The organism is Dactylosporangium sp. NPDC000244 (assembly GCF_040300725.1).
In the GTDB taxonomy this organism is placed as follows: domain Bacteria; phylum Actinomycetota; class Actinomycetes; order Mycobacteriales; family Micromonosporaceae; genus Dactylosporangium.
Genome location: NZ_JBEPEH010000039.1, coordinates 21127 through 39267 on the forward strand (window position 1 = coordinate 21127; position 18141 = coordinate 39267).

Below are 18141 nucleotides of genomic sequence, written 5' to 3' on the forward strand. Positions count from 1 at the left end.
CGTTTCCGCGGGTCGTCTCGTTTCGTCTGCGGTGAAGCGAGGGCGTGGACCTGGTGCCGGGCCGGTGATCCGGGGCTTCGCGGTGGCGTGGTGGCCGCGCGGCCGGCCGGTGCGGCGTAAGGTCCTTGGCATGGCCGATGCGCTTGAGGTCGAGGTCGCGGGGCGGGCTGTGCGGCTCACGAGCCCGGATCGGGTCGTGTTCCCCGAGCGGGGGTTCACGAAGCGGGACGTGTTCGAGTACTACCTGGCCGTCGGCGACGGGATCATGCGCGCGCTCGGCGATCGGCCCACGACGCTGCAGCGGTTTCCCGAGGGGATCGACGGCGAGGCGTTCTTTCAGAAGCGGGTGCCGGCGCGTGGGGTACCGGCGTGGATTGAAAAAGCGCAGATCGCCTTCCCCAGCGGGCGCAAGGCCGACGAGCTCTGCCCGGCCGATCTCGCGCATGTGGCGTGGGCGGCCCAGATGGGCACCATCGTGTTTCACCCCTGGCCGGTGCGCAAGGGCCACGTGGATCACCCCGACGAGCTGCGCATCGACCTCGACCCGCAGCCCGGCACCGGCTTCGGCAACGCGGCCGAGGTGGCCGGCGTGCTCAAGGGCGTGCTCGACGAGCTCGGGTTCATCGGGTGGCCGAAGACCTCCGGGGGCCGGGGCCTGCACGTGTACGTCCGGATCAAGCCCCAATGGACGTTCGTCGAGGCCCGCCGCGCGGTGATCGCCCTGGCCCGCGAGGTGGAGCGCCGGGCGCCCGAGCGCGCGACGACCAAGTGGTGGAAGGAGGAGCGCGGCGAGCGGGTGTTCATCGACTTCAACCAGATGGCCCGCGACCGCACCATCGCCTGCGCGTACTCCCTGCGCGCCAACCCCCGCGCCACCGCCTCGACCCCGCTGCGCTGGGAGGAGCTCGGCGACGTCGAGCCGGACGACTTCGACCTGCGCACGGTCCCGGCCCGCCTGGCCTCGCTGGGCGACCCCCACGCGGCCATCAACGACGTCTCCCACGACATCTCCGAGCTGCTCGAATGGTCCGAGCGGGACGCGGCCAACGGCGAGGGCGACATGCCGTACCCGCCCGAGTACCCGAAAATGGAAGGCGAACCGATGCGCGTCCAGCCGAGCCGCGCGCGCAAACAGGACGCCTGACCGCCCCATCCGCCGCGACTCCCGGTCGCCGCACCCAACACCGGCACGCCGCCGAATCACCCGCACCCGCACGGCGACCGGCCCCGGCTCTTGCGGGCGTGACTCCGGTACGCCTTCGCCCTCTCTCGGCATTTCCGTGGCCTGCACCTCCAACCACGGCCTCAAAGCCGTACGCTGCCGGCCGTGGTCCGCAGCCGCCACCGGGAACGCGCCTCGTAGGGTGCGGCGCCATGATCAGCCGGCCTCGAAAGCCGCACAAGCGACTTGTCACCTGTCGGGCGAAAAGTCCGAAAAGTCGTGGCGCGGAGCGCCCGACTTTTCGTGCCAAAGCGAAACCGCCCCGCCTCCCGAAGCCGTGGGAGGCGGGGCGGGCACCGGTGGTCGGGCGCTACTTCTCGCAGGTCGTGCCCGCGCCGGGCACCTTCAGGTCGATCAGGTAGCGGTTCACGGCGTCGATGATGCAGCCGGTCTGCGGGTATGCGGTGTGGCCCTCGCCCTTCCACGTCACCAGGGTGCCGACGCCGAGCATCTTGGCCAGGGCGGGGGCCTGCTCGTAGGGCGTGGCCGGGTCGCCCAGGGTGCCGATCACCACGATCGGGGCCGAGCCCGTGGCGGGGCCCTTCGGGTACGGGTCACGCTTGCCCGGCCACTGGGCGCAGATGAGGTTCAGGGCCAGGGCGCCGCCGAAGAGCGGGTACTTCTGGCGCCACTGTGCCTGCAGCGCGCGGTCCTGTTCGACCGTCGGGGTGTCGTCGGAGTCGGCGCAGTTGACGGCCGAGTTGGCGTCGAACATGTTCGAGTAGTGGCCGTTCGCGTCGCGCTCGGCGTAGGAGTCGGCCAGCTGGAACATCTTGGCCGGCTTGCCGTTGCGCAGGTCGTTCATGGCCTGGGCGAGCAGGCGCCAGGACGACTCGCTGTAGAGCGACGACACGACCGCCGTGAACACCCAGCCCGACGTCGCCTTGCGGCCGCCGGCGCCCGCGACCGGGCTGGTGCGCGCGTCCGCGATCGCCTTCATCACCACCGCGCGCGCGTCCGGGCCGATCGGGCAGGACGAGGCGTTGTCCGTGCACCACTTGCTGAAGTTCGTGAACGCCAGCTCGAAGCCGGCCGCCTGCTTCTCCGCCGACTGCTGCGTCGACTGGGTCGGGTCGACCGCGCCGTCGAGCACGAGGGCGCGCACCTTCTTCGGGAACAGCTGGGCGTACACCGCGCCGAGCAGCGTCCCGTAGCTGTACCCGAGGTAGGTCAGCTGCGGCTCGCCGACGGAGGCCCGCAGCGCGTCGAGGTCGCGGGCGGCCTGCTCGGTGGAGAACAGCGGGAGCTGGTCGCCGTATTTGTCGCCGCAGCTCTGCGCCAGCTTGCGGGTCAGCGTGACGAAGCTCTGGTAGCCCTCGTCGCTGACCGGGTCGGGGTCGATGCCGAAGTTCTGGTCGAGGTCGGCGTCGGAGAAGCACTTGACCGGCGAGGAGCGCCCGACGCCGCGCGGGTCGAAGCCGATGATGTCGAAGCGGCGCACGATCTCGGCCGGGAGGTACACCGAGCGATACACGCCGTAGTCGAACCCGGAGCCGCCGGGGCCGCCCGGGTTGATGAACAGCGAGCCGACCCGGTCGCGCTGGGTGGTGGAGCGGCCGCGGACCATGGCGATGTCGTAGGTCCCCGAGTCCTTCGGGTTGTTCCAGTCCCGCGGCACCTTCACCGTCGCGCAGCTGAACTGCACGTTCTGCGGCGGGGTGGGGAAGATGCCCTTGTACGCGTCCGGGCACGGCTGCCAGTCCGCGGCCGGGATGTCGAGCCCGCCCGACTTGCTCGCGTTCTCGCCCGCGGCGCCCGACGGTCCGGCCGAGGCCTTGGTGAGCGGCCGCCCCGAGGTCGGCGTCGTGAACTGCGTGCCCGAGGTGCACCCGGCGGTGAGCGAGGCGACAAGGAACAGCGCCACGAACCGCCGCACCGGAGTGCGAGAAGGCGAAGTGCGAGAGCTGGGACCGAGGGCGGAAGGAAGCAGGGTGCGCAGGGCGGAGGAGAAGGTCACGGACGGCCCGCCAGGACGGATTCGACGTCGAAGCGGATGGGGCGGTCCAGCTGCTCGTAGGTGCACGACAGCGGGTCGCGGTCCGGGCGCCAGCGCTTGAACTGGGCGGTGTGACGGAAGCGGTCGCCCTCCATGGCGTCGTAGCCGACCTCGACCACGAGCTGCGGGCGCAGCGGCACGAACGACAGGTCCTTCTTGCCCGTCCAGCGGCTCACGCCGCCCGGCAGGCGGGTCGCGGCGTCGCCCGCGGGGACCGACTCCAGGCTCTGCGCCGCGGAGCCGGGGGTCTGGCCGGCCCAGTTCCACGGGTGGTCGACGATGTTCTCGCGGTATTCGGCGAGCTCCTCGACCAGCTCGGCCCGCCGTTCGCGGGTGAAGGAGGCGGCGACGCCCACGTGGTGCAGCCTGCCCTCCTCGTCGTAGAGCCCCAGCAGCAGCGATCCCACGATCGGCCCGTCCTTGTGCCAGCGGAACCCCGCCACGACGGCGTCCGCCGTGCGGGAGTGCTTGATCTTGAACATGGTGCGCTTGCCCGGCTCGTAGAGGCCGTCGGCCGGCTTGGCGATGACCCCGTCGAGGCCGGCGCCCTCGAAGCGCTCGAACCAGTCCTGGGCCACGGCCGCGTCGGTCGTCACCGGGGTCACGTGCATCGGGGGCTTCACCCCGTCGAGGGCCTCGGTGAGGCGGGCGCGGCGGGCCGAATACCCCTTCCCGGTCAGGTCCTCGTCGCCCAGCGCGAGCAGGTCGAAGGCGACGAACGAGGCCGGCGTCTGCCCGGCGAGGAGCCTCACCCGCGAGGCGGCGGGGTGGATGCGCTGGCCGAGCAGCTCGAAGTCGAGGCGGGGATCGCCGGTGTCGCGGCGGATCACGATGATCTCGCCGTCGACCACGCAGCGGGGCGGGAACTGGGCCCGGACCTGCTCGACGACCTCGGGAAAATACCTGGTCAGCGTCTTGCCGCCGCGACTGGCGAGCTCGACCTCGTCACCGTCGCGGAACACGATGCAGCGGAACCCGTCCCACTTCGGCTCGTAGCTCATGCCGGGCGCGCTGGGCAGGCTGGGAATGCTCTTGGCGAGCATCGGCTCGACTGGCGGCAGGACTGGCAGCTCCACGAGCCCAAGTCAACCACACAGGTACGACAAGTTTCAGAACCGAGCGAACGAGCAGAGCGACCGCTCAGAACCGGGCGAACGACCGCAGCGGCATCCGCGGCCCGAAGCGGGGCGCCCCGATCCCGGCGCGCGCGATCAGGCCGCAGACCCGCCCGCGGTGCGGCGCGAAGGGGGCGAGCAGCGACAGCATGTGCTCGTCGCTGCCGCGCGCCACCCCGGTCAGCGCGAAGGTGACGTTGTTCTTGATGTTGTAGTCGCCGACGGAGACGACGTCCGCGTCCCCGTACACTGCCCGGGTCACCTCCGCCGCCGTCCACGGCCCGATCCCGGCGATGCTCACCAGCCGCGCCGTGCAGCTCGCCGCGTCCGCGCAGCGCTCCAGCGCGGCCGCCTGCGCCGCGGCCCGCCGCAGCGTGTCGGCGCGCTTGCGCTCGACCCCGAGCGGGTGGAAGGCCCAGTACGGGGTGTCCGCGATGACCTCCGGCAGCGGGGGCAGGTAGAGGCCGGCGCGCGGCCCGGGCGCGGGCTCGGAGAACCGGCGCACGATGCGGACGTAGCCGTCGTGCGCCTCCTTCCCGGTCACCTTCTGCCCGAGGATCGCCGGCACCAGGTGCTGGAAGACCCGCCCGGTCGCGCCCATGCGCAGCCCGGCGTGCTCGCGGGCGAGCCGGTGCACGAGCGGGTGGGCGCGCGCGAGCTCGGCGAACCCCGTGACGTCGTCGCGCAGGCCGGCGATCGCGTCCGCGCGCTCGAGGAGCCAGGAAGCGCCGGGACCGAACGCCTCGAACACGAGATCATCGCCCTGGAGATCGAACGCGATCGTCCCGGGGCCGAGCGGAGTGCGGGTCGCGAACCAGGCCGAACGGTGCGAGATGGCCATGGTCGGGTCGCCCTGGATGAGCGCGAGGCCCCGGAAGGTGCCCGCGAGGTCGTACCGCGGTGGAACCTTCACGCCGCGGCCCGGGACAGGGCCCGGTGCAGCAGACGGGCATCGCCGAGCATGGCGCGCAGCTTACGCTCCAGACCCGCGATCGGCACCAGGTTCTGCGGCGCCCTCGGGTCCTTGTACGCCTGCGACGCGAACCGCGGCAGGGTGACCGCCGACAGGTGGGCGAGGGCCACCGCGGCGGCGGGCGTGAGGTCGGCCGAGCACTCCGCCCGCACGATCCCGGACCAGGGCGCGCCGGCGGGCCCGGGCAGGCGCAGGTACCAGGCAAAACGGTTCCACGACGTGCCCAGCACGAACACGGGCGTGCGCTGCCCGCCCCGCAGCGCGGTGACCACGGCGGTCAGCTCGGGCGGCAGGTACTCGACCCGGTGCGTCTTGATGTACCCGAGCGCCCGCGGCAGGTGCGCCCGCTCCTGCAGCGGCCCGTCGACGATGAGCAGGTCGTCGTCGGTGCGCTCCTCGCCGGAGACGCCCACCTCGAGCGCCCGCATGTGCCGCTGCACGCCGAGCGCGAGGTCCTTCGGCTCGCCGCGGGAAACGCGCCGGAAGGGGTACCGGATGCTGCCCGCGACCACCGGCGGCACGTGCCCGGCGGAGGTGAACAGCCCCCGCTCGATGCGGGCGGTGGCGATCCGCGCGGCGCCCCGGTCCAGCTCGCAGCAGACCACCCCGGCGGCGTAGGAGGCGGCGACGCCCGGGTGCGTGGTCCCCTCGTCGTCGGTGATCCAGACCCGCGCGTCGATGCGCTGCACCCCGTCGACGATGAGCACGGTGCCGGGCGCCGCGAGGCCGGGCGGCGGATCGATCGGTCGCCAGGAGTCCGCGGGCAGCTCGGCGTCGGGCTGGATCTGCGCCGTGCTCTGCGCCTGCGGCCCCGCGGTCTCGGTCGCCTCGAAGGAGAGCCCGTACGCGGGGTCCCAGGCGTCCACGTGCAGCTTCACAGGCCCACCCGCTCGATCCGGGCCGTCCGCGCGTCGCGGCGGACCTCGAAGCGCACGGGAATCCGCTCGGCCAGCGCCCCCACGTGGGTCACGACGCCCACCATGCGGTCGCCGCGCGCGGCCAGGTTCTCCAGCGTCACCGCGACGGTGTCGAGGGTGGCCGTGTCCAGGGTGCCGAAGCCCTCGTCGAGGACGATCGACTCCAGGCTCGCCGACGCCGCCGACAACCCCGCGAGCTGCTCGGACAGCGCCAGCGCGAGGGCCAGCGAGGCCTGGAACGTCTCGCCGCCGGACAGGGTGCGCACGGCCCGGCGCAGGCCCGCGTCGTGGTGGTCCACGACGAAGAACTCGCCCTTCTCGTGGCCGAGGTCGTACTGCCCCGACGACAGCTCCCGCAGCGTGCGCGACGCCCCCTCGACGAGCGTGTCGAGCGCCTCGGCGAGCAGCCAGCGCTCGAACCGGTCCGCCCGCAGGTGCTGGGCGAGGGCCTTGGCGACCTGCGCCTCGCGGGCCATCTCGTCGCGCTGCTCGCGCATCCGGGCCGCGTCCGCGCGCCGCTCCTCGATCCGGCGCCGGGCCGCGTCCGCGCGCTCCAGCGCGACCGCGGCGTCGCGGGCCGGGTCGCCGCCCGGCGCGGGCAGCCCGGCCCCGGTGAACCGCGCGGCGAGCTCGTCGCGGATGCCGGACACGCGGCGCTCGGCCTCGCTCACCTCGTCCAGCGCGGCCTGGCGCCCGGCCCGGCGCCGGCCCGCCTCGCCGGCCGCCCAGGCTTGGAGGGTCGACCAGGCGTCGGCCAGATCGTCCCGGTTCGCCGGCGGCGGCCCGAACGCGGCCAGCCCGTCGCGGGCCCCGTCGAAGCCGCGCCAGGCGCTGCGCAGCCGCTCCTCGGCCCGGTCGGCCTGCCCGGCGGCGTTGCGCTGGGCCTCGCGGGCCTTGCGGACCTCGGCGCCCGCCGTCTCCAGGCCGCGGGTCAGCGCGGCGATGCCGTCGAGGTCGCGCTGCAGCGCCTCGGGCGCGGGCGCGTCCCGCAGCGCGGCATCGAGCTCGCCGAGCCGCTGCTCGAGCTGCTGCGCGTGGGCGCGCGCGGTCGCGAGCGCCCGGTCGAGCTCCCGCGCCGAGCGGTCCCGGTCCTCCACGGCCTTGTCCGCGGCGGTCGAGCGCTTGCGGGCCAGCTCGCCGGCCTTCTTCGCCGCGACCACGGCCGGCTCGTGCGGCTGGTCGGGCAGCTTGTGCACGGTCTGCTCGCAGACCGGGCAGGCCTCGCCGACGTGCAGCCCCGGCCGCAGCGCGACGGCCTGGTCGGCGGCCATGGCCGCGTTGTAGGCCTCGAACGCGGCCTCCAGCGCGAGCCGGGCCTTGGCCGCGTCCGCGCGCGCGGACTCCAGGGCCGCCGCGGCCTTGCCGTGCTCCGCCTCCGCGCCCGCCAGCGTCGCGCGCACGGTGGACGCCTCGGTGAGCAGGCGCGAGCGGGCCGCGTGGTGGTCGAGCAGCCGGCGCAGCGCCGTCGCGTCCCCGGCCGACTGCAGCTCCCCGCGCAGCTTCTCCTCGCGCTCCTCCGCGGCCCGGGCGGCATCCATCGCCCCGGTGACCGCGGCGCGCGCGGTGGCGGCGGCCGCGGCGAGGCCGGTGGCGTCGGCGGGCACCGCCACCGAGGAGAGGCGGGCGATCTCCGCGTCCAGCGTGGCCAGGGCGGTCGCGGTGGTCGCGGCGAGCCTCCCGGCGTCGGCGAGGCGGGGCGCGATGGCGTCGACGGCCGCGGCCACCCCGCGCAGCGCCTCGACCCGGGCCTCGGCCGTGGCCAGGGCGGCGTCGTCGATGTCGGCGAGGGCGTGGAGCTGGTCGTCGAGCACCTTGAGCTTGGCCTCGGCGGTGGTGCCCTCGGCCTGCGCCCGCTCGCGGATCTTGCCGTACACCTCCAGCCCGAGCAGATTCACCAGGATCTTCTGCCGCTCGGCCGGCTTGGCGTGCAGGAACGCGGCGAACTCGCCCTGGGGCAGCACCACGCACTTCGTGAACTGCTCGTAGGGCAGCCCGACAACGGTCAGCACGGCCGTGTCGACCTCGCCCGGGGTCCCGGCGAGGACCTCGGCGATGTCGTCCTGCTCGAGCCCGAACTCCAGCTTGCCCAGGTCGAGCCCGGCCGCCAGCATCTCCAGCCCGGCGTGCTTGGTGGTCACGGCGCCCTTGGCGTCCCGGCGCACGACGCGGGTGAGGACGTAGCGCTTGCCGGCCGACTCGAAGATCAGGCGCACCCGGGCCTCGGCCGCCGACGGTGCGAGGGCGTTGGCGATCGCGCGCCGGTCGCCCCAGCGGGGCACGGTGCCGTACAACGCGAAACACATGGCGTCGAGCACCGTCGACTTGCCCGAGCCGGTCGGCCCGACCAGCGCGAAGAAGTCCGTGTCGGTGAAGTCGACCGTGGTGGGCTCGCGGAACACGGTGAACCCGTCGAGATCCAGGCGGACCGGCCTCATGAGTGCATCACCTCGTCGTGCAGCCGGTGGAACAGGTTCACGGTCGCCTCGTCGGCGTGCCCGCGCTGGCCGAGGTAGTCGGCGAACAGCTCGCCCGCGGAGCGGCCCGCCCGCGGCGCCTCGCCCCGCCCGGCGCCCGGGCCCGGCAGCAGCTTCGGGTCGATCCGCACCTCGAGCGCCTTGGGCAGCAGCTCCTGCACCTCCTCGCGCAGGCCGGCGCGGGGGGCCTCCTGGACGTACACCCGCAGCCAGGCGTCGCCCGTGTCCAATGTGGACAACTGGGCGAGGGTGCCCCGCACGGTGCGCAGGGGCGTCGCGACCGGCAGCGGGATCTCGCGCACCCGCGCGGCGGTGCTCGGGGTGACGTCGACGACCGCGACGGAGACGATGTTCTCCTCCTCGCCGAAGTCGATCGGCAGCGGGCTGCCGCTGTAGCGGATCGGGCAGGGGCCGGCGACGGGCTGCGGGCGGTGCAGGTGGCCCAGCGCCGCGTAGTGCACGGAGGACGGGAAGACGGACGACGGGACCGCGTACCCCATGATCGTGTGCGCCTCCCGCTCGCCGCCGCCCATCGTGGCGCCGATGACGGTCAGGTGGGCGGTCAGCAGGTTCACGGTGTCGTCGCCGAAACCCTTGGCGAGCCGCGCGATGAGGTCGCCGATGTAGCCGGCGTAGGACTGCGTCATCTCGGCCGCGGAGAGCTCGAACATCTCGCTCGCGCGCACGGCGTAGCGCTGGGAGAGGAACGGCAGCGCGATGAGCCGCCACTGCTCGCCGTTGCCGCAGACGCCGGACAGCAGGTGCTCCTCGGGCCGGCCGATCGCGCCGCGGATGGTGATCCCGGCGGCGTCGGCCCACGGGCGCAGCGCGTCGAGGGCGTTGCCGTTGTCGTGGTTGCCGCCGATGACCACCACGTCGGCGCCGGTCCGGCGCAGCGCCGAGAGGCCGCGGGTGACGATCTTCGTGGCGTCGGCGGTCGGGGTCGCGGTGTCGTAGAGGTCACCGGCGACGATCACCAGGTCGGGGCGCTCGGCCTTGGCGACGTCCACGAGCCCGTTGATGGCCGCGATGTGGTCGGGGCCCCGCGACTGTCCTTTGAGGACCTTGCCGACGTGCCAGTCCGAGGTGTGCAGGATCCGCAAGCTGCCGGCCTTTCCTAGAACGGGATGTCGTCGTCGCTGATGCCGCCGCCGCCGACCCGGGCCACGACCGCGAACGGGTCGGTGGCGGCCTGGGCGATCGAGCGCAGCGTCGAGGCGGGCGGCGGGCCGGCCTCGGCCGGCCGGGTCGCCCACGAGGGGAACGGGAACTCGATGCACAGCGGCACCGGGATCTCCGGCTGGGACACGAACATGGTGCCGGGCTTGGCCAGCAGGGCGCGCTGGCGCTGGGCGGGCGGGAGGAAGCCGTACTCCGGCCGCGACGCCTCGGCCGGATCGAGCCGCCCGACGACCCGGATCGCCGAGTTGGCCACGATCCGCCGCTCCACCTCGCTCGCGGTCTGCTGGGCGCCGATGAGCACCACACCGAGGGAGCGCCCGCGCTCGGCGATGTCGAGCAGCACCTCCTTGATCGGGCTGGTGCCCTCCCGCGGCGCGTACTTGTTCAGCTCGTCGAGCACCACGAACAGCAGCGGCTTGGCGGTGCCGGCCTTCTCCTTGCGCTCGAACTCGGTGCGCAGCGTGACGCCGACGACGAACCGCTGCGCCCGGTCGGGGAGGTTGTGCAGGTCGACCACGGTCACCTGGGCCGACTCGGCGGTGTTGATCTGGTGCGGCTTGCGCTGGGCGAGGTCGCCGCGGATCAGCCGGGACAGGTCCTTCTTGCTGCCGATCAGCCGGCGCGCGAACGCGTTCACGGTGCCGAGGCCGACCGCGCTGCCGGCCCACTGCCCGCGGGTGGCGTCGTCGTTGAGCTGCTCGACGAGGTAGTCCACGAGGTCGGCGTACGAGTTCAGGCGGGTGCCGTCGACCGCGACCCCGCCCTCGGCCGGCTGGGCGATGCGCGCCAGGTGCGCGGTCACGGAGTGCACGACCATCGTGTACTGCTGCCGCTCGTCGTCGGCGTCGGCGAACACGTACGGCAGCAGCCGGTCGGTGCAGAACTCCGTCAGCGTCCAGTAGAAGGCGTCGACGCCGGACAGCCGGCTGCTCACGTCCGGGGTGCCGGAGGAGTCCCCGGCCCGCGGCGGCGCGTAGACCCGCACGTCCGGGAACGGCCCGGCGACCAGCCCGAGGCGCGCGTAGGCGTCCTCGGTGGCCTGGTCGAGCCGGCTGTTGGGGTGGTCGAGGAAGAGCAGGTCCTCGCCCTTGACGTTGAAGATGAGCGCGCGGGTGTTCGCGGTCTCGCCGGCGCCGCCGAGCACGCCGGAGCGGAAGACGGAGTAGAGCAGGAAGGTCGCGAAGCTTGTCTTCGTGGCCACGCCGGAGATGCCGGAGATGGACACGTGGGCGCCCCGCGAGCCGTCGAGGAAGTCGGCGTTGAGGAACATCGCGGCGCCGTCGCGGCCGAAGCCCATCGGGATGGTGCGCTCCATGCGGTCGAAGTACAGCGCCCCGGCCCGCGCGTCGCCCTGGGCCCGGCGGACCAGCGCGCCCGGGGTCGGGGGGACGTACACCTCCGGGTCGACGCGGGTCGTGGTGATCTCCGCGGCCTCCTGGATCGTGGCCGGCAGCGTGCCGTCGGCGACCAGGAACACGTCGGAGTCGAACACGACGCCCTCGTGGCGGGCCCGGACCGCGGTCACCACGCCGGCGATGGTCACCGGGTCGTGGCCGGGCAGGTCACGCTCCGTGACGACGACGTCGTCGAGCTGGAGGTAGGCGCCGTCCTCGACGGCGACCCAGAACGTCAGCGGCGTGGCGTCGGCGGTGCCGAGCACGCGCCCGACGACCGGCCCGCCCGAAGCGGCTGCGGACTCGTCCTCCATGGCGTTCGACCCCCAGTACATGTGTTCGCCTGTGCATCGTGCCCCACGTCGCCCACAAGGGCGAAGGCACCACGCCACGGTCGATGGATGAGTGTCCCATTCACCCGGGCAAAAGGGGACGAACCCGGTCGCGACTCACCTTTGTCCACAGGCTCGCGGCACGTTGTCCACAGGCATGTGGACGGTCCTGTGGTTAACGAGCGTGCCGCAGGAAGAGCAACCCTTCGTCCATGAGTACGTGACGCAGGGTGAGCCGCTCCGGGGCGGCGAGGGGCGGGCCGTCGGTGATCCGCCCGGCCCCGGGGCCGGCGAGCAGCGGGGAGAGCGTCAGGCACAGCTCGTCGACGAGCCCGGCCGCGGTCAGGGAGCCGAACAGCCGCGGCCCGCCCTCGCTGAGCAGGTGCGCGAACCCCCGCTCGCGCAGCGCCGCGAGCCCGGCGACGAGATCCACCGCATCGTCACCGACAGTGATGATCTCGGCCACGTCGGCCAGCCGCCCCGGGTCGGCCCCGGCGCGGGTGAGCACGATCGGGCGGACCGGGGCGCCGGCCAGGGCGTCCTGCCCGGGATCGAGATCGAGGCGCCCGGAGACGATGACCAGGGTGGGGTACTCGCACAGCCCGTTCGCCACCCGCCAGGCCCGCCGGTCGGCGTCGAGGCGCAGCGCGTGGTACCCCTCCTCGCGCACGGTCCCCGCGCCCACCACGAGCGCGTCGCAGAGCATGCGCAGGACGCCGAAGACGCGCTTGTCGGCCGGCCCGGACAGCGGCGCGCTGCGCCCGTCCACGTGCCCGGCCCCGTCCAGGCTCGACACGAAGTTCAGCCGCAGCCAGGGACCAGGCGGGGTTCGATACAGGTCGATCAGATCCGGTTCGGCGACGACGTCGGGCCACAGCTGCTGCACCCACCGAATCTACTTGGCGGGAGATCGCGGTGTAGGGCTGCGGCGCGGGGGAGGCGCACCCGACAATGGCTGCACCATGGCTCGCATGATCTACCAGCTGCGCATCGCGCTGGACGGCGTCGACCCGCCGGTCTGGCGGCGGGTGCTGCTGCCCGGCGCGTTCACGCTGGACCGCCTGCACCGGATCATCCAGCTGGCGATGGGCTGGGGCGACCGGCACCTGCACGTGTTCGACATCGACGGGGTGCAGTACGGCATGCCGGACCCGGACGGGCTGCTCGAGGTGCACGACGAGCTGGAGCACCGGCTCGACGCCGTGGCGGGCAAGGGCTCGCGGCTGCGGTACACGTACGACTTCGGCGACTGGTGGGAGCACGACGTGACGGTCGAGGACGTCGTGCCGGCCGACCCGGGCGTGCGCTACCCGATGTGCACGGGCGGGGAGCGCGCCTGCCCGCCCGACGACGTCGGCGGACCGCTGGGCTACCGCGACTTCCTGGCGGCGTACGCGGACCCGCGCAACCCCGAGCACGAGGCCATGCGGGCGTGGCTGGGCCGCGACTTCGACCCCGCCGGATTCGACGCCGGGCGGGCCAGCACCCTCCTGCGGCGCATGACCTGAGTAACTTTCAGCCCACATAGGGCCCCAACAAGCGGTCGTGACGCTCTGTAGAACTTTGCCGCACCCCCAAAAGCCGCGAATCCGGCGAAAAGGTCGCTTAGAAATCTTGCGGTAACGAAATGGGAACGCTCCCATTGCCCCATTGACACGCCGTCGTTCGCAGTCCAGTCTCATGGGAGCGCTCCCGCGGCTGTGGCCGGTGCCACACCCCGCAGCCGTGGGAGACATCAACTCGCATGTCCGCCATACCGCGCCGGCGGGGCTTCCCCCTGCCCGCCGCCGTACGCATCAACACCCCACACCACACCCACCCATCACGACCTGAGAGAGGGGTCAGGATGAGTTTCACCTCGCGCCGCGTCCGCTCCGTCGCCGCGGCCGCACTGACCGTCGGGCTCGCCCTCGGCATGGGCGCCTGCAGTGCCAAGAAGGACAACGCGGGATCCGACGGCAGCACCGGCGGCCCGGTCACGATCTCGCTGTCCTACTTCGGCACGCCCGGGTTCACCCAGGCGGTCAAGGACTTCGAGGCCGCCAACCCGAACATCAAGGTGGACATCAAGAACGAGGGCCAGACCAAGGACTTCGTGCCGAAGCTGGCCCAGCAGCTCTCCGCGGGCAGCGGCGCGAGCGACGTGGTCATGCTCGAAGAGGGCATGCTCCTGCAGTACCTGAAGGACAACAAGCCCTTCGCCAACCTGCTCGACCTCGGCGCGTCGTCGCTGGAGAGCGAGTACCTGCCGTTCAAGTGGAAGAACGCGTTCACCGCGGACGGCAAGAAGCTCGTCGGTCTCGGCACCGACGTCGGCCCGCTGGCCATGTGCTACCGCAGCGACCTGTTCCAGCAGGCCGGCCTGCCGACCGACCGTGACGCGGTCAGCAAGCTCTGGCCGACGTGGGACGACTACGTCAAGCAGGGCGAGGTCTTCAAGTCCAAGAACCTGAAGGCGACCTGGCTCGACTCGGCGACCTCGGTCATGCAGCCGTACATCATGCAGAACAGCGACACCTGGTTCTACGACAAGAGCGACAAGTACATCGGCGACACCAACCCGGTCGTGAAGAAGGCCTACGACCTCGGTCTGGACATGGCCTCCAAGGGCCTGACCTCGAAGCTGGCCCGCTGGTCGACCGACTGGGACGCCGCGTTCAAGAACGCCGCGTTCGCGACCGTGCCGTGCCCGCCGTGGTACACGGGCGTCATCAAGGAGCGCGCCGGCGACGCCGCCAAGGGCAAGTGGGACATCGCCACGATCCCCGGCGGCGGCGGCAACTGGGGTGGCTCGTACCTCGCGATCCCGGAGCAGAGCAAGAACAAGAAGGCCGCGTTCGAGCTCATCAAGTTCCTGACCGGCAAGCAGGGCGGCATCGACGCCTTCAAGGAGGCGGGCCCGCTCCCGTCGTCGCAGTCGGCCCTGGCCGACCCGCAGATCGCCGGCGCGACGAACGACTACTTCAACAACGCGCCCGTCGGCAAGATCTACGTCGACGCCGCGAAGACCCTCAAGCCGATCTACCTGGGCCCGAAGCACCAGGCCCTCTGGGAGAACGCGTTCGAGCCGGCCATGCAGGCCGCTGAGCAGGGCAAGCTGACTGCTCAGGCGGGCTGGGACAAGGCCATCAAGGACAGCAAGGCGCTGGCCGAGGGCTGATCGGTACCCCGATCGACACCGGGCGGAGGTGGCGGCAACTCGCCACCTCCGCTCGCCAGCGACCGGGCTTAGGCGTAAAGGACCACACCAATGACCACCAATGTCGAGGTCTCCGGGCCTCGCCACGGGCGGAGGGACCCGGTGTCGCCGACGCCCCGGCGCTCGCTGCGCCTCGGCCGGCTGGACATCAAGTACTCGCCGTACCTCTTCGTCGCGCCGTTCTTCCTGCTCTTCGCGGTCTTCGGCGCCTACCCGCTCGTCTACACCGCGGTGCTGTCGCTGCGCAAGAACACGCTGACGGGCGGCGACCAGGGATTCGTCGGCTTCGAGAACTACACGAAGGTCCTCACCGACGAGCACTTCTGGACCGTCATCGGCAACACGTTCGGGCTGTTCATCATCTCGACCGTGCCGCAGCTCATCTTCGCGCTGATGGTCGCCAGCTGGCTGAACAAGAAGATGCGCGCCCGCACCGCGATCCGCATGGGCGTGCTCATCCCGAACATCACCTCGGTCGCCGCCGTCGGCATCGTCTTCGGCCTGATCTTCGCCGACCGGTACGGCCTGGCGAACTGGCTGCTGCAGAGCGTCGGCCTCGACGCGGTCGAGTGGCGCAACCACCGCTGGTCCTCCTGGACCGCGATCGCCTTCATGGTCGACTGGCGCTGGACGGGGTACAACGCCCTGATCTACCTCGCCGCGATGCAGGCGATCCCGAAGGAGCTCTACGAGTCGGCCTCCCTCGACGGGGCCTCGGCCGTCCGCCGCTTCTGGCGGATCACGGTGCCGCTCATCCAGCCGACGATCCTGTTCACGGTGATCATCTCGACCATCGGCGGGATGCAGCTGTTCACCGAGCCGCTGCTGTTCAACTACGGCCGGATCCAGGGCGGCTCGCTCAACGAGTTCCAGACGGTCGCCATGTACATCTACGAGACCACGTTCACGAACAACTTCAACGTGGGCCGGGGCTCGGCGATCTCCTGGCTGCTGTTCCTGATCATCCTCGTTTTCGCCCTGATCAACTTCCTGCTGGTGCGCCGCTCGGTGAGGGGGCAGACGCAATGAGCACCATGACCCCGACCAAGCCCGCCACCCGGCCGGCTCCGGCGCCGAAGCGCCCCGGCCGCGTGCGCAGCGCCTCCGCGGCGCTGTGGGACGCGAGCCCGCTGACCTACCTGGCGCTGATCCTCACGATCGTGCTGTCGATCTTCCCGATCGTGTGGTCGTTCATCGTGGCGTCGCGGGACAACAGCGCGGTTACGGACATCCCGCCGCCGCTCACGCCGGGGGGGAACTTCTTCTCCAACGCCCAGCGGGTGCTGGAGAACACCGACGCGAACTTCGTCTACGGCCTGATCAACTCGGCCATCGTGGCGGGTTGCGTGACGCTGTCGGTAGTCTTTTTCTCGACGCTGGCAGGCTTCGCGTTCGCCAAGCTCAAGTTCCGCGGCAAGAACGCGCTGCTGCTCGTCATCATCATGACGATGATGATCCCGACGCAGGTCAACATCATCCCGCTGTACCTGCTGATGGTGAAGCTCGACTGGACCAACACGCTGCAGGCGGTCATCGTGCCCTTCCTGGTCAAGGGCTTCGGCGTTTTCATGATCCGGCAGTACGCCGAGTCGGCGATCAGCGACGAGCTGATCGAGGCGGCGCGGGTGGACGGTGCCTCGACGTGGCGCACGTACTGGAGCGTCGTGCTCCCGGCACTGCGCCCGGCCGCGGCGGTCCTCGGCCTGCTGACGTTCATGGAGACGTGGAACGACTTCCTCTGGCCCTACGTGGTGCTCAACGGTGACACACCGACCGTCCAGGTCTCCCTGAACATTCTGGCCACCGGTTACTACAAGACGGACTACGTGCAAGTCTTTACCGGGACAGCCCTGGCGATCGTGCCGCTGCTCATCGTGTTCATCGCATTCGGCCGCCAGATCATCGGCGGCATCATGGAAGGTTCGGTCAAGGCGTGACCAACATCGACCCGCTGACGTTCCCGCCCGGATTCCTCTGGGGTGCGGCGACGGCGTCCTATCAGATCGAAGGGGCGGCGGCTGAAGACGGCCGTACGCCGTCGATCTGGGACACCTTCAGCCACACGCCCGGTAGGACCAAGGGCGGCGACACCGGCGACGTGGCGTGCGACCACTATCACCGCTACCGCGAGGACGTCGCGCTGATGGCCGATCTGGGGCTGGGCTCCTATCGGTTCTCCATCGCGTGGCCCCGCGTGCAGCCGGGCGGCCGCGGGTCGATGAACAGCAAGGGCCTCGACTTCTACCAGCGGCTCGTGGACGAGCTGCTGGAGCGCGGGATCACCCCGTGGGTGACGCTGTACCACTGGGACCTCCCGCAGGAGCTCGAGGACGCCGGCGGCTGGCCGGCCCGCGACACCGCCGCCCGGTTCGCCGACTACGCCGCGCAGGTGCACGGCGCGCTCGGCGACCGGGTCCGGCACTGGACCACGCTGAACGAGCCCTGGTGCTCGGCGTTCCTGGGCTACGCCTCCGGCGTGCACGCCCCGGGCCGCAAGCACGCCCCGGACGCGCTCGCCGCGACGCACCACCTGCTGCTCGGCCACGGCCTCGCGGTGCAGGCGATCCGCGCGAACGACCCGGAGGCCCAGCTCGGCATCACGCTGAACCTCTACGCCATCTCGCCGGCGGACCCGGACTCCGCGGCCGACCTCGACGCCGTTCGGCGCATCGACGGCCTGGCCAACCGCCTGTTCCTGGATCCGGTACTGCTCGGCGCCTACCCGGACGACGTCCGGCAGGACCTGAGCGAGGTCACCGACTTCGGCTTCGTGCACGACGGCGACCTGGAGACCGTCTCCGCCCCGCTGGACCTGCTCGGCGTGAACTACTACAGCCGGCACGTGGTCGGCGCGCCCGACCCGGACCTGCCCGCCGAGCCCTACTGGCGGGCCCCCACGTCCTGGCCCGGCAGCGAGCACGTCCGCTTCCACCAGCGGCCGGGCGTGCCCGTGACCGACATGAACTGGGAGGTCGACGCGCCCGGGCTCACCGAGACCCTGGTGCGGGTCGCCCGGGACTACCCGGCGATCCCGCTCTACGTCACCGAGAACGGCGCGGCGTACGTCGACACCCGCACCGCCGACGGCGCGATCGACGACGTCGAGCGGGCAGACTACTTCGACGCGCACTTCCGCGCCGGCCTGGCCGCGATCGGGCAGGGCGCCCCGCTGCGGGGGTACTTCGCGTGGTCGCTGCTGGACAACTTCGAGTGGGCGTGGGGGTACACCAAGCGCTTCGGCCTGGTGGGCATCGACTACGACACGCAGACGCGCACCATGAAGACCAGCGGGCACCGCTACCGCGAGGTCATCAAGCGCAACGGCCTGGCCGAGTAG

The 18141-nt window shown here is 71.9% G+C and carries 14 protein-coding genes; 6 read left to right on the top strand and 8 right to left on the bottom strand.

Features of this window, described 5'->3' with window-relative positions; all coding sequences use genetic code 11:
• Window positions 1–130 precede the first annotated feature (130 nt).
• The gene (gene ligD / locus ABT369_RS43165) at window positions 131–1144 is read left to right on the top strand and encodes a non-homologous end-joining DNA ligase (RefSeq protein ID WP_350621732.1); all 1014 of its coding nucleotides are present in this window, start codon (window positions 131–133) and stop codon (window positions 1142–1144) included.
• 388 nt (window positions 1145–1532) lie between these two features.
• On the opposite strand, the gene ABT369_RS43170 is transcribed toward ligD, so the two are convergent.
• The 8 genes from ABT369_RS43170 to ABT369_RS43205 all read right to left on the bottom strand — a co-directional run bounded on the left by ABT369_RS43170 (window position 1533) and on the right by ABT369_RS43205 (window position 12491).
• Window positions 1533–3086, bottom strand: a complete 1554-nt coding sequence (locus tag ABT369_RS43170) for an alpha/beta hydrolase (protein WP_350621734.1) — start codon at window positions 3084–3086, stop codon at window positions 1533–1535.
• A gap of 89 nt (window positions 3087–3175) precedes the next feature.
• Window positions 3176–4261: an ATP-dependent DNA ligase gene (locus tag ABT369_RS43175; RefSeq protein ID WP_502891896.1), complete on the bottom strand. Its 1086-nt coding sequence runs from the start codon at window positions 4259–4261 to the stop codon at window positions 3176–3178.
• A gap of 97 nt (window positions 4262–4358) precedes the next feature.
• Complete coding sequence (locus tag ABT369_RS43180) at window positions 4359–5246, bottom strand: DNA-3-methyladenine glycosylase family protein (RefSeq protein WP_502891893.1); 888 nt, start codon at window positions 5244–5246, stop codon at window positions 4359–4361.
• A complete protein-coding gene (locus ABT369_RS43185) occupies window positions 5243–6184 on the bottom strand; it encodes a hypothetical protein (RefSeq protein ID WP_502891894.1) in 942 nt (313 codons plus the stop codon). The genes ABT369_RS43180 and ABT369_RS43185 overlap by 4 nt, the downstream gene beginning before the upstream one ends.
• The gene (locus ABT369_RS43190) at window positions 6181–8658 is read right to left on the bottom strand and encodes an AAA family ATPase (RefSeq protein WP_350621740.1); all 2478 of its coding nucleotides are present in this window, start codon (window positions 8656–8658) and stop codon (window positions 6181–6183) included. The genes ABT369_RS43185 and ABT369_RS43190 overlap by 4 nt, the downstream gene beginning before the upstream one ends.
• Complete coding sequence (locus ABT369_RS43195) at window positions 8655–9800, bottom strand: exonuclease SbcCD subunit D (protein WP_350621743.1); 1146 nt, start codon at window positions 9798–9800, stop codon at window positions 8655–8657. Before ABT369_RS43195 ends, ABT369_RS43190 begins: the two co-directional genes overlap by 4 nt.
• Window positions 9801–9814: 14 nt before the next feature.
• Window positions 9815–11587: an ATP-binding protein gene (locus ABT369_RS43200; RefSeq protein ID WP_350621936.1), complete on the bottom strand. Its 1773-nt coding sequence runs from the start codon at window positions 11585–11587 to the stop codon at window positions 9815–9817.
• Between the two features lie 193 nt (window positions 11588–11780).
• Entirely contained in the window at window positions 11781–12491 is a 711-nt protein-coding gene (locus ABT369_RS43205) for a pyrimidine reductase family protein (protein WP_502891895.1), read from the bottom strand.
• Between the two features lie 76 nt (window positions 12492–12567).
• On the opposite strand from ABT369_RS43205, the gene ABT369_RS43210 reads away from it, so the two are divergent.
• From ABT369_RS43210 to ABT369_RS43230, 5 genes are all read left to right on the top strand, one after another.
• Window positions 12568–13113 (top strand): plasmid pRiA4b ORF-3 family protein, encoded by a 546-nt coding sequence (locus tag ABT369_RS43210; RefSeq protein WP_350621746.1) that lies wholly within the window; start codon window positions 12568–12570, stop codon window positions 13111–13113.
• 338 nt (window positions 13114–13451) lie between these two features.
• A complete protein-coding gene (locus ABT369_RS43215) occupies window positions 13452–14765 on the top strand; it encodes an extracellular solute-binding protein (protein WP_350621748.1) in 1314 nt (437 codons plus the stop codon).
• Window positions 14766–14855: 90 nt separating this feature from the next.
• Entirely contained in the window at window positions 14856–15833 is a 978-nt protein-coding gene (locus ABT369_RS43220) for a carbohydrate ABC transporter permease (protein ID WP_350621750.1), read from the top strand.
• A gap of 62 nt (window positions 15834–15895) precedes the next feature.
• Entirely contained in the window at window positions 15896–16741 is an 846-nt protein-coding gene (locus ABT369_RS43225; RefSeq protein WP_350621940.1) for a carbohydrate ABC transporter permease, read from the top strand.
• Window positions 16738–18141: a GH1 family beta-glucosidase gene (locus tag ABT369_RS43230; RefSeq protein WP_350621752.1), complete on the top strand. Its 1404-nt coding sequence runs from the start codon at window positions 16738–16740 to the stop codon at window positions 18139–18141. The genes ABT369_RS43225 and ABT369_RS43230 overlap by 4 nt, the downstream gene beginning before the upstream one ends.

Excerpts from the sequence above, each read along its gene's own strand:
- ligD (WP_350621732.1), top strand. The coding sequence starts at position 131 with ATGGCCGATGCGCTTGAGGTCGAGGTCGCGGGGCGGGCTGTGCGGCTC.
- ABT369_RS43175 (WP_502891896.1), bottom strand. The coding sequence starts at position 4,261 with ATGCTCGCCAAGAGCATTCCCAGCCTGCCCAGCGCGCCCGGCATGAGC.
- ABT369_RS43190 (WP_350621740.1), bottom strand. The coding sequence starts at position 8,658 with ATGAGGCCGGTCCGCCTGGATCTCGACGGGTTCACCGTGTTCCGCGAG.
- ABT369_RS43200 (WP_350621936.1), bottom strand. The coding sequence starts at position 11,587 with ATGGAGGACGAGTCCGCAGCCGCTTCGGGCGGGCCGGTCGTCGGGCGC.
- ABT369_RS43210 (WP_350621746.1), top strand. The coding sequence starts at position 12,568 with ATGGCTCGCATGATCTACCAGCTGCGCATCGCGCTGGACGGCGTCGAC.
- ABT369_RS43215 (WP_350621748.1), top strand. The coding sequence starts at position 13,452 with ATGAGTTTCACCTCGCGCCGCGTCCGCTCCGTCGCCGCGGCCGCACTG.
- ABT369_RS43220 (WP_350621750.1), top strand. The coding sequence starts at position 14,856 with ATGACCACCAATGTCGAGGTCTCCGGGCCTCGCCACGGGCGGAGGGAC.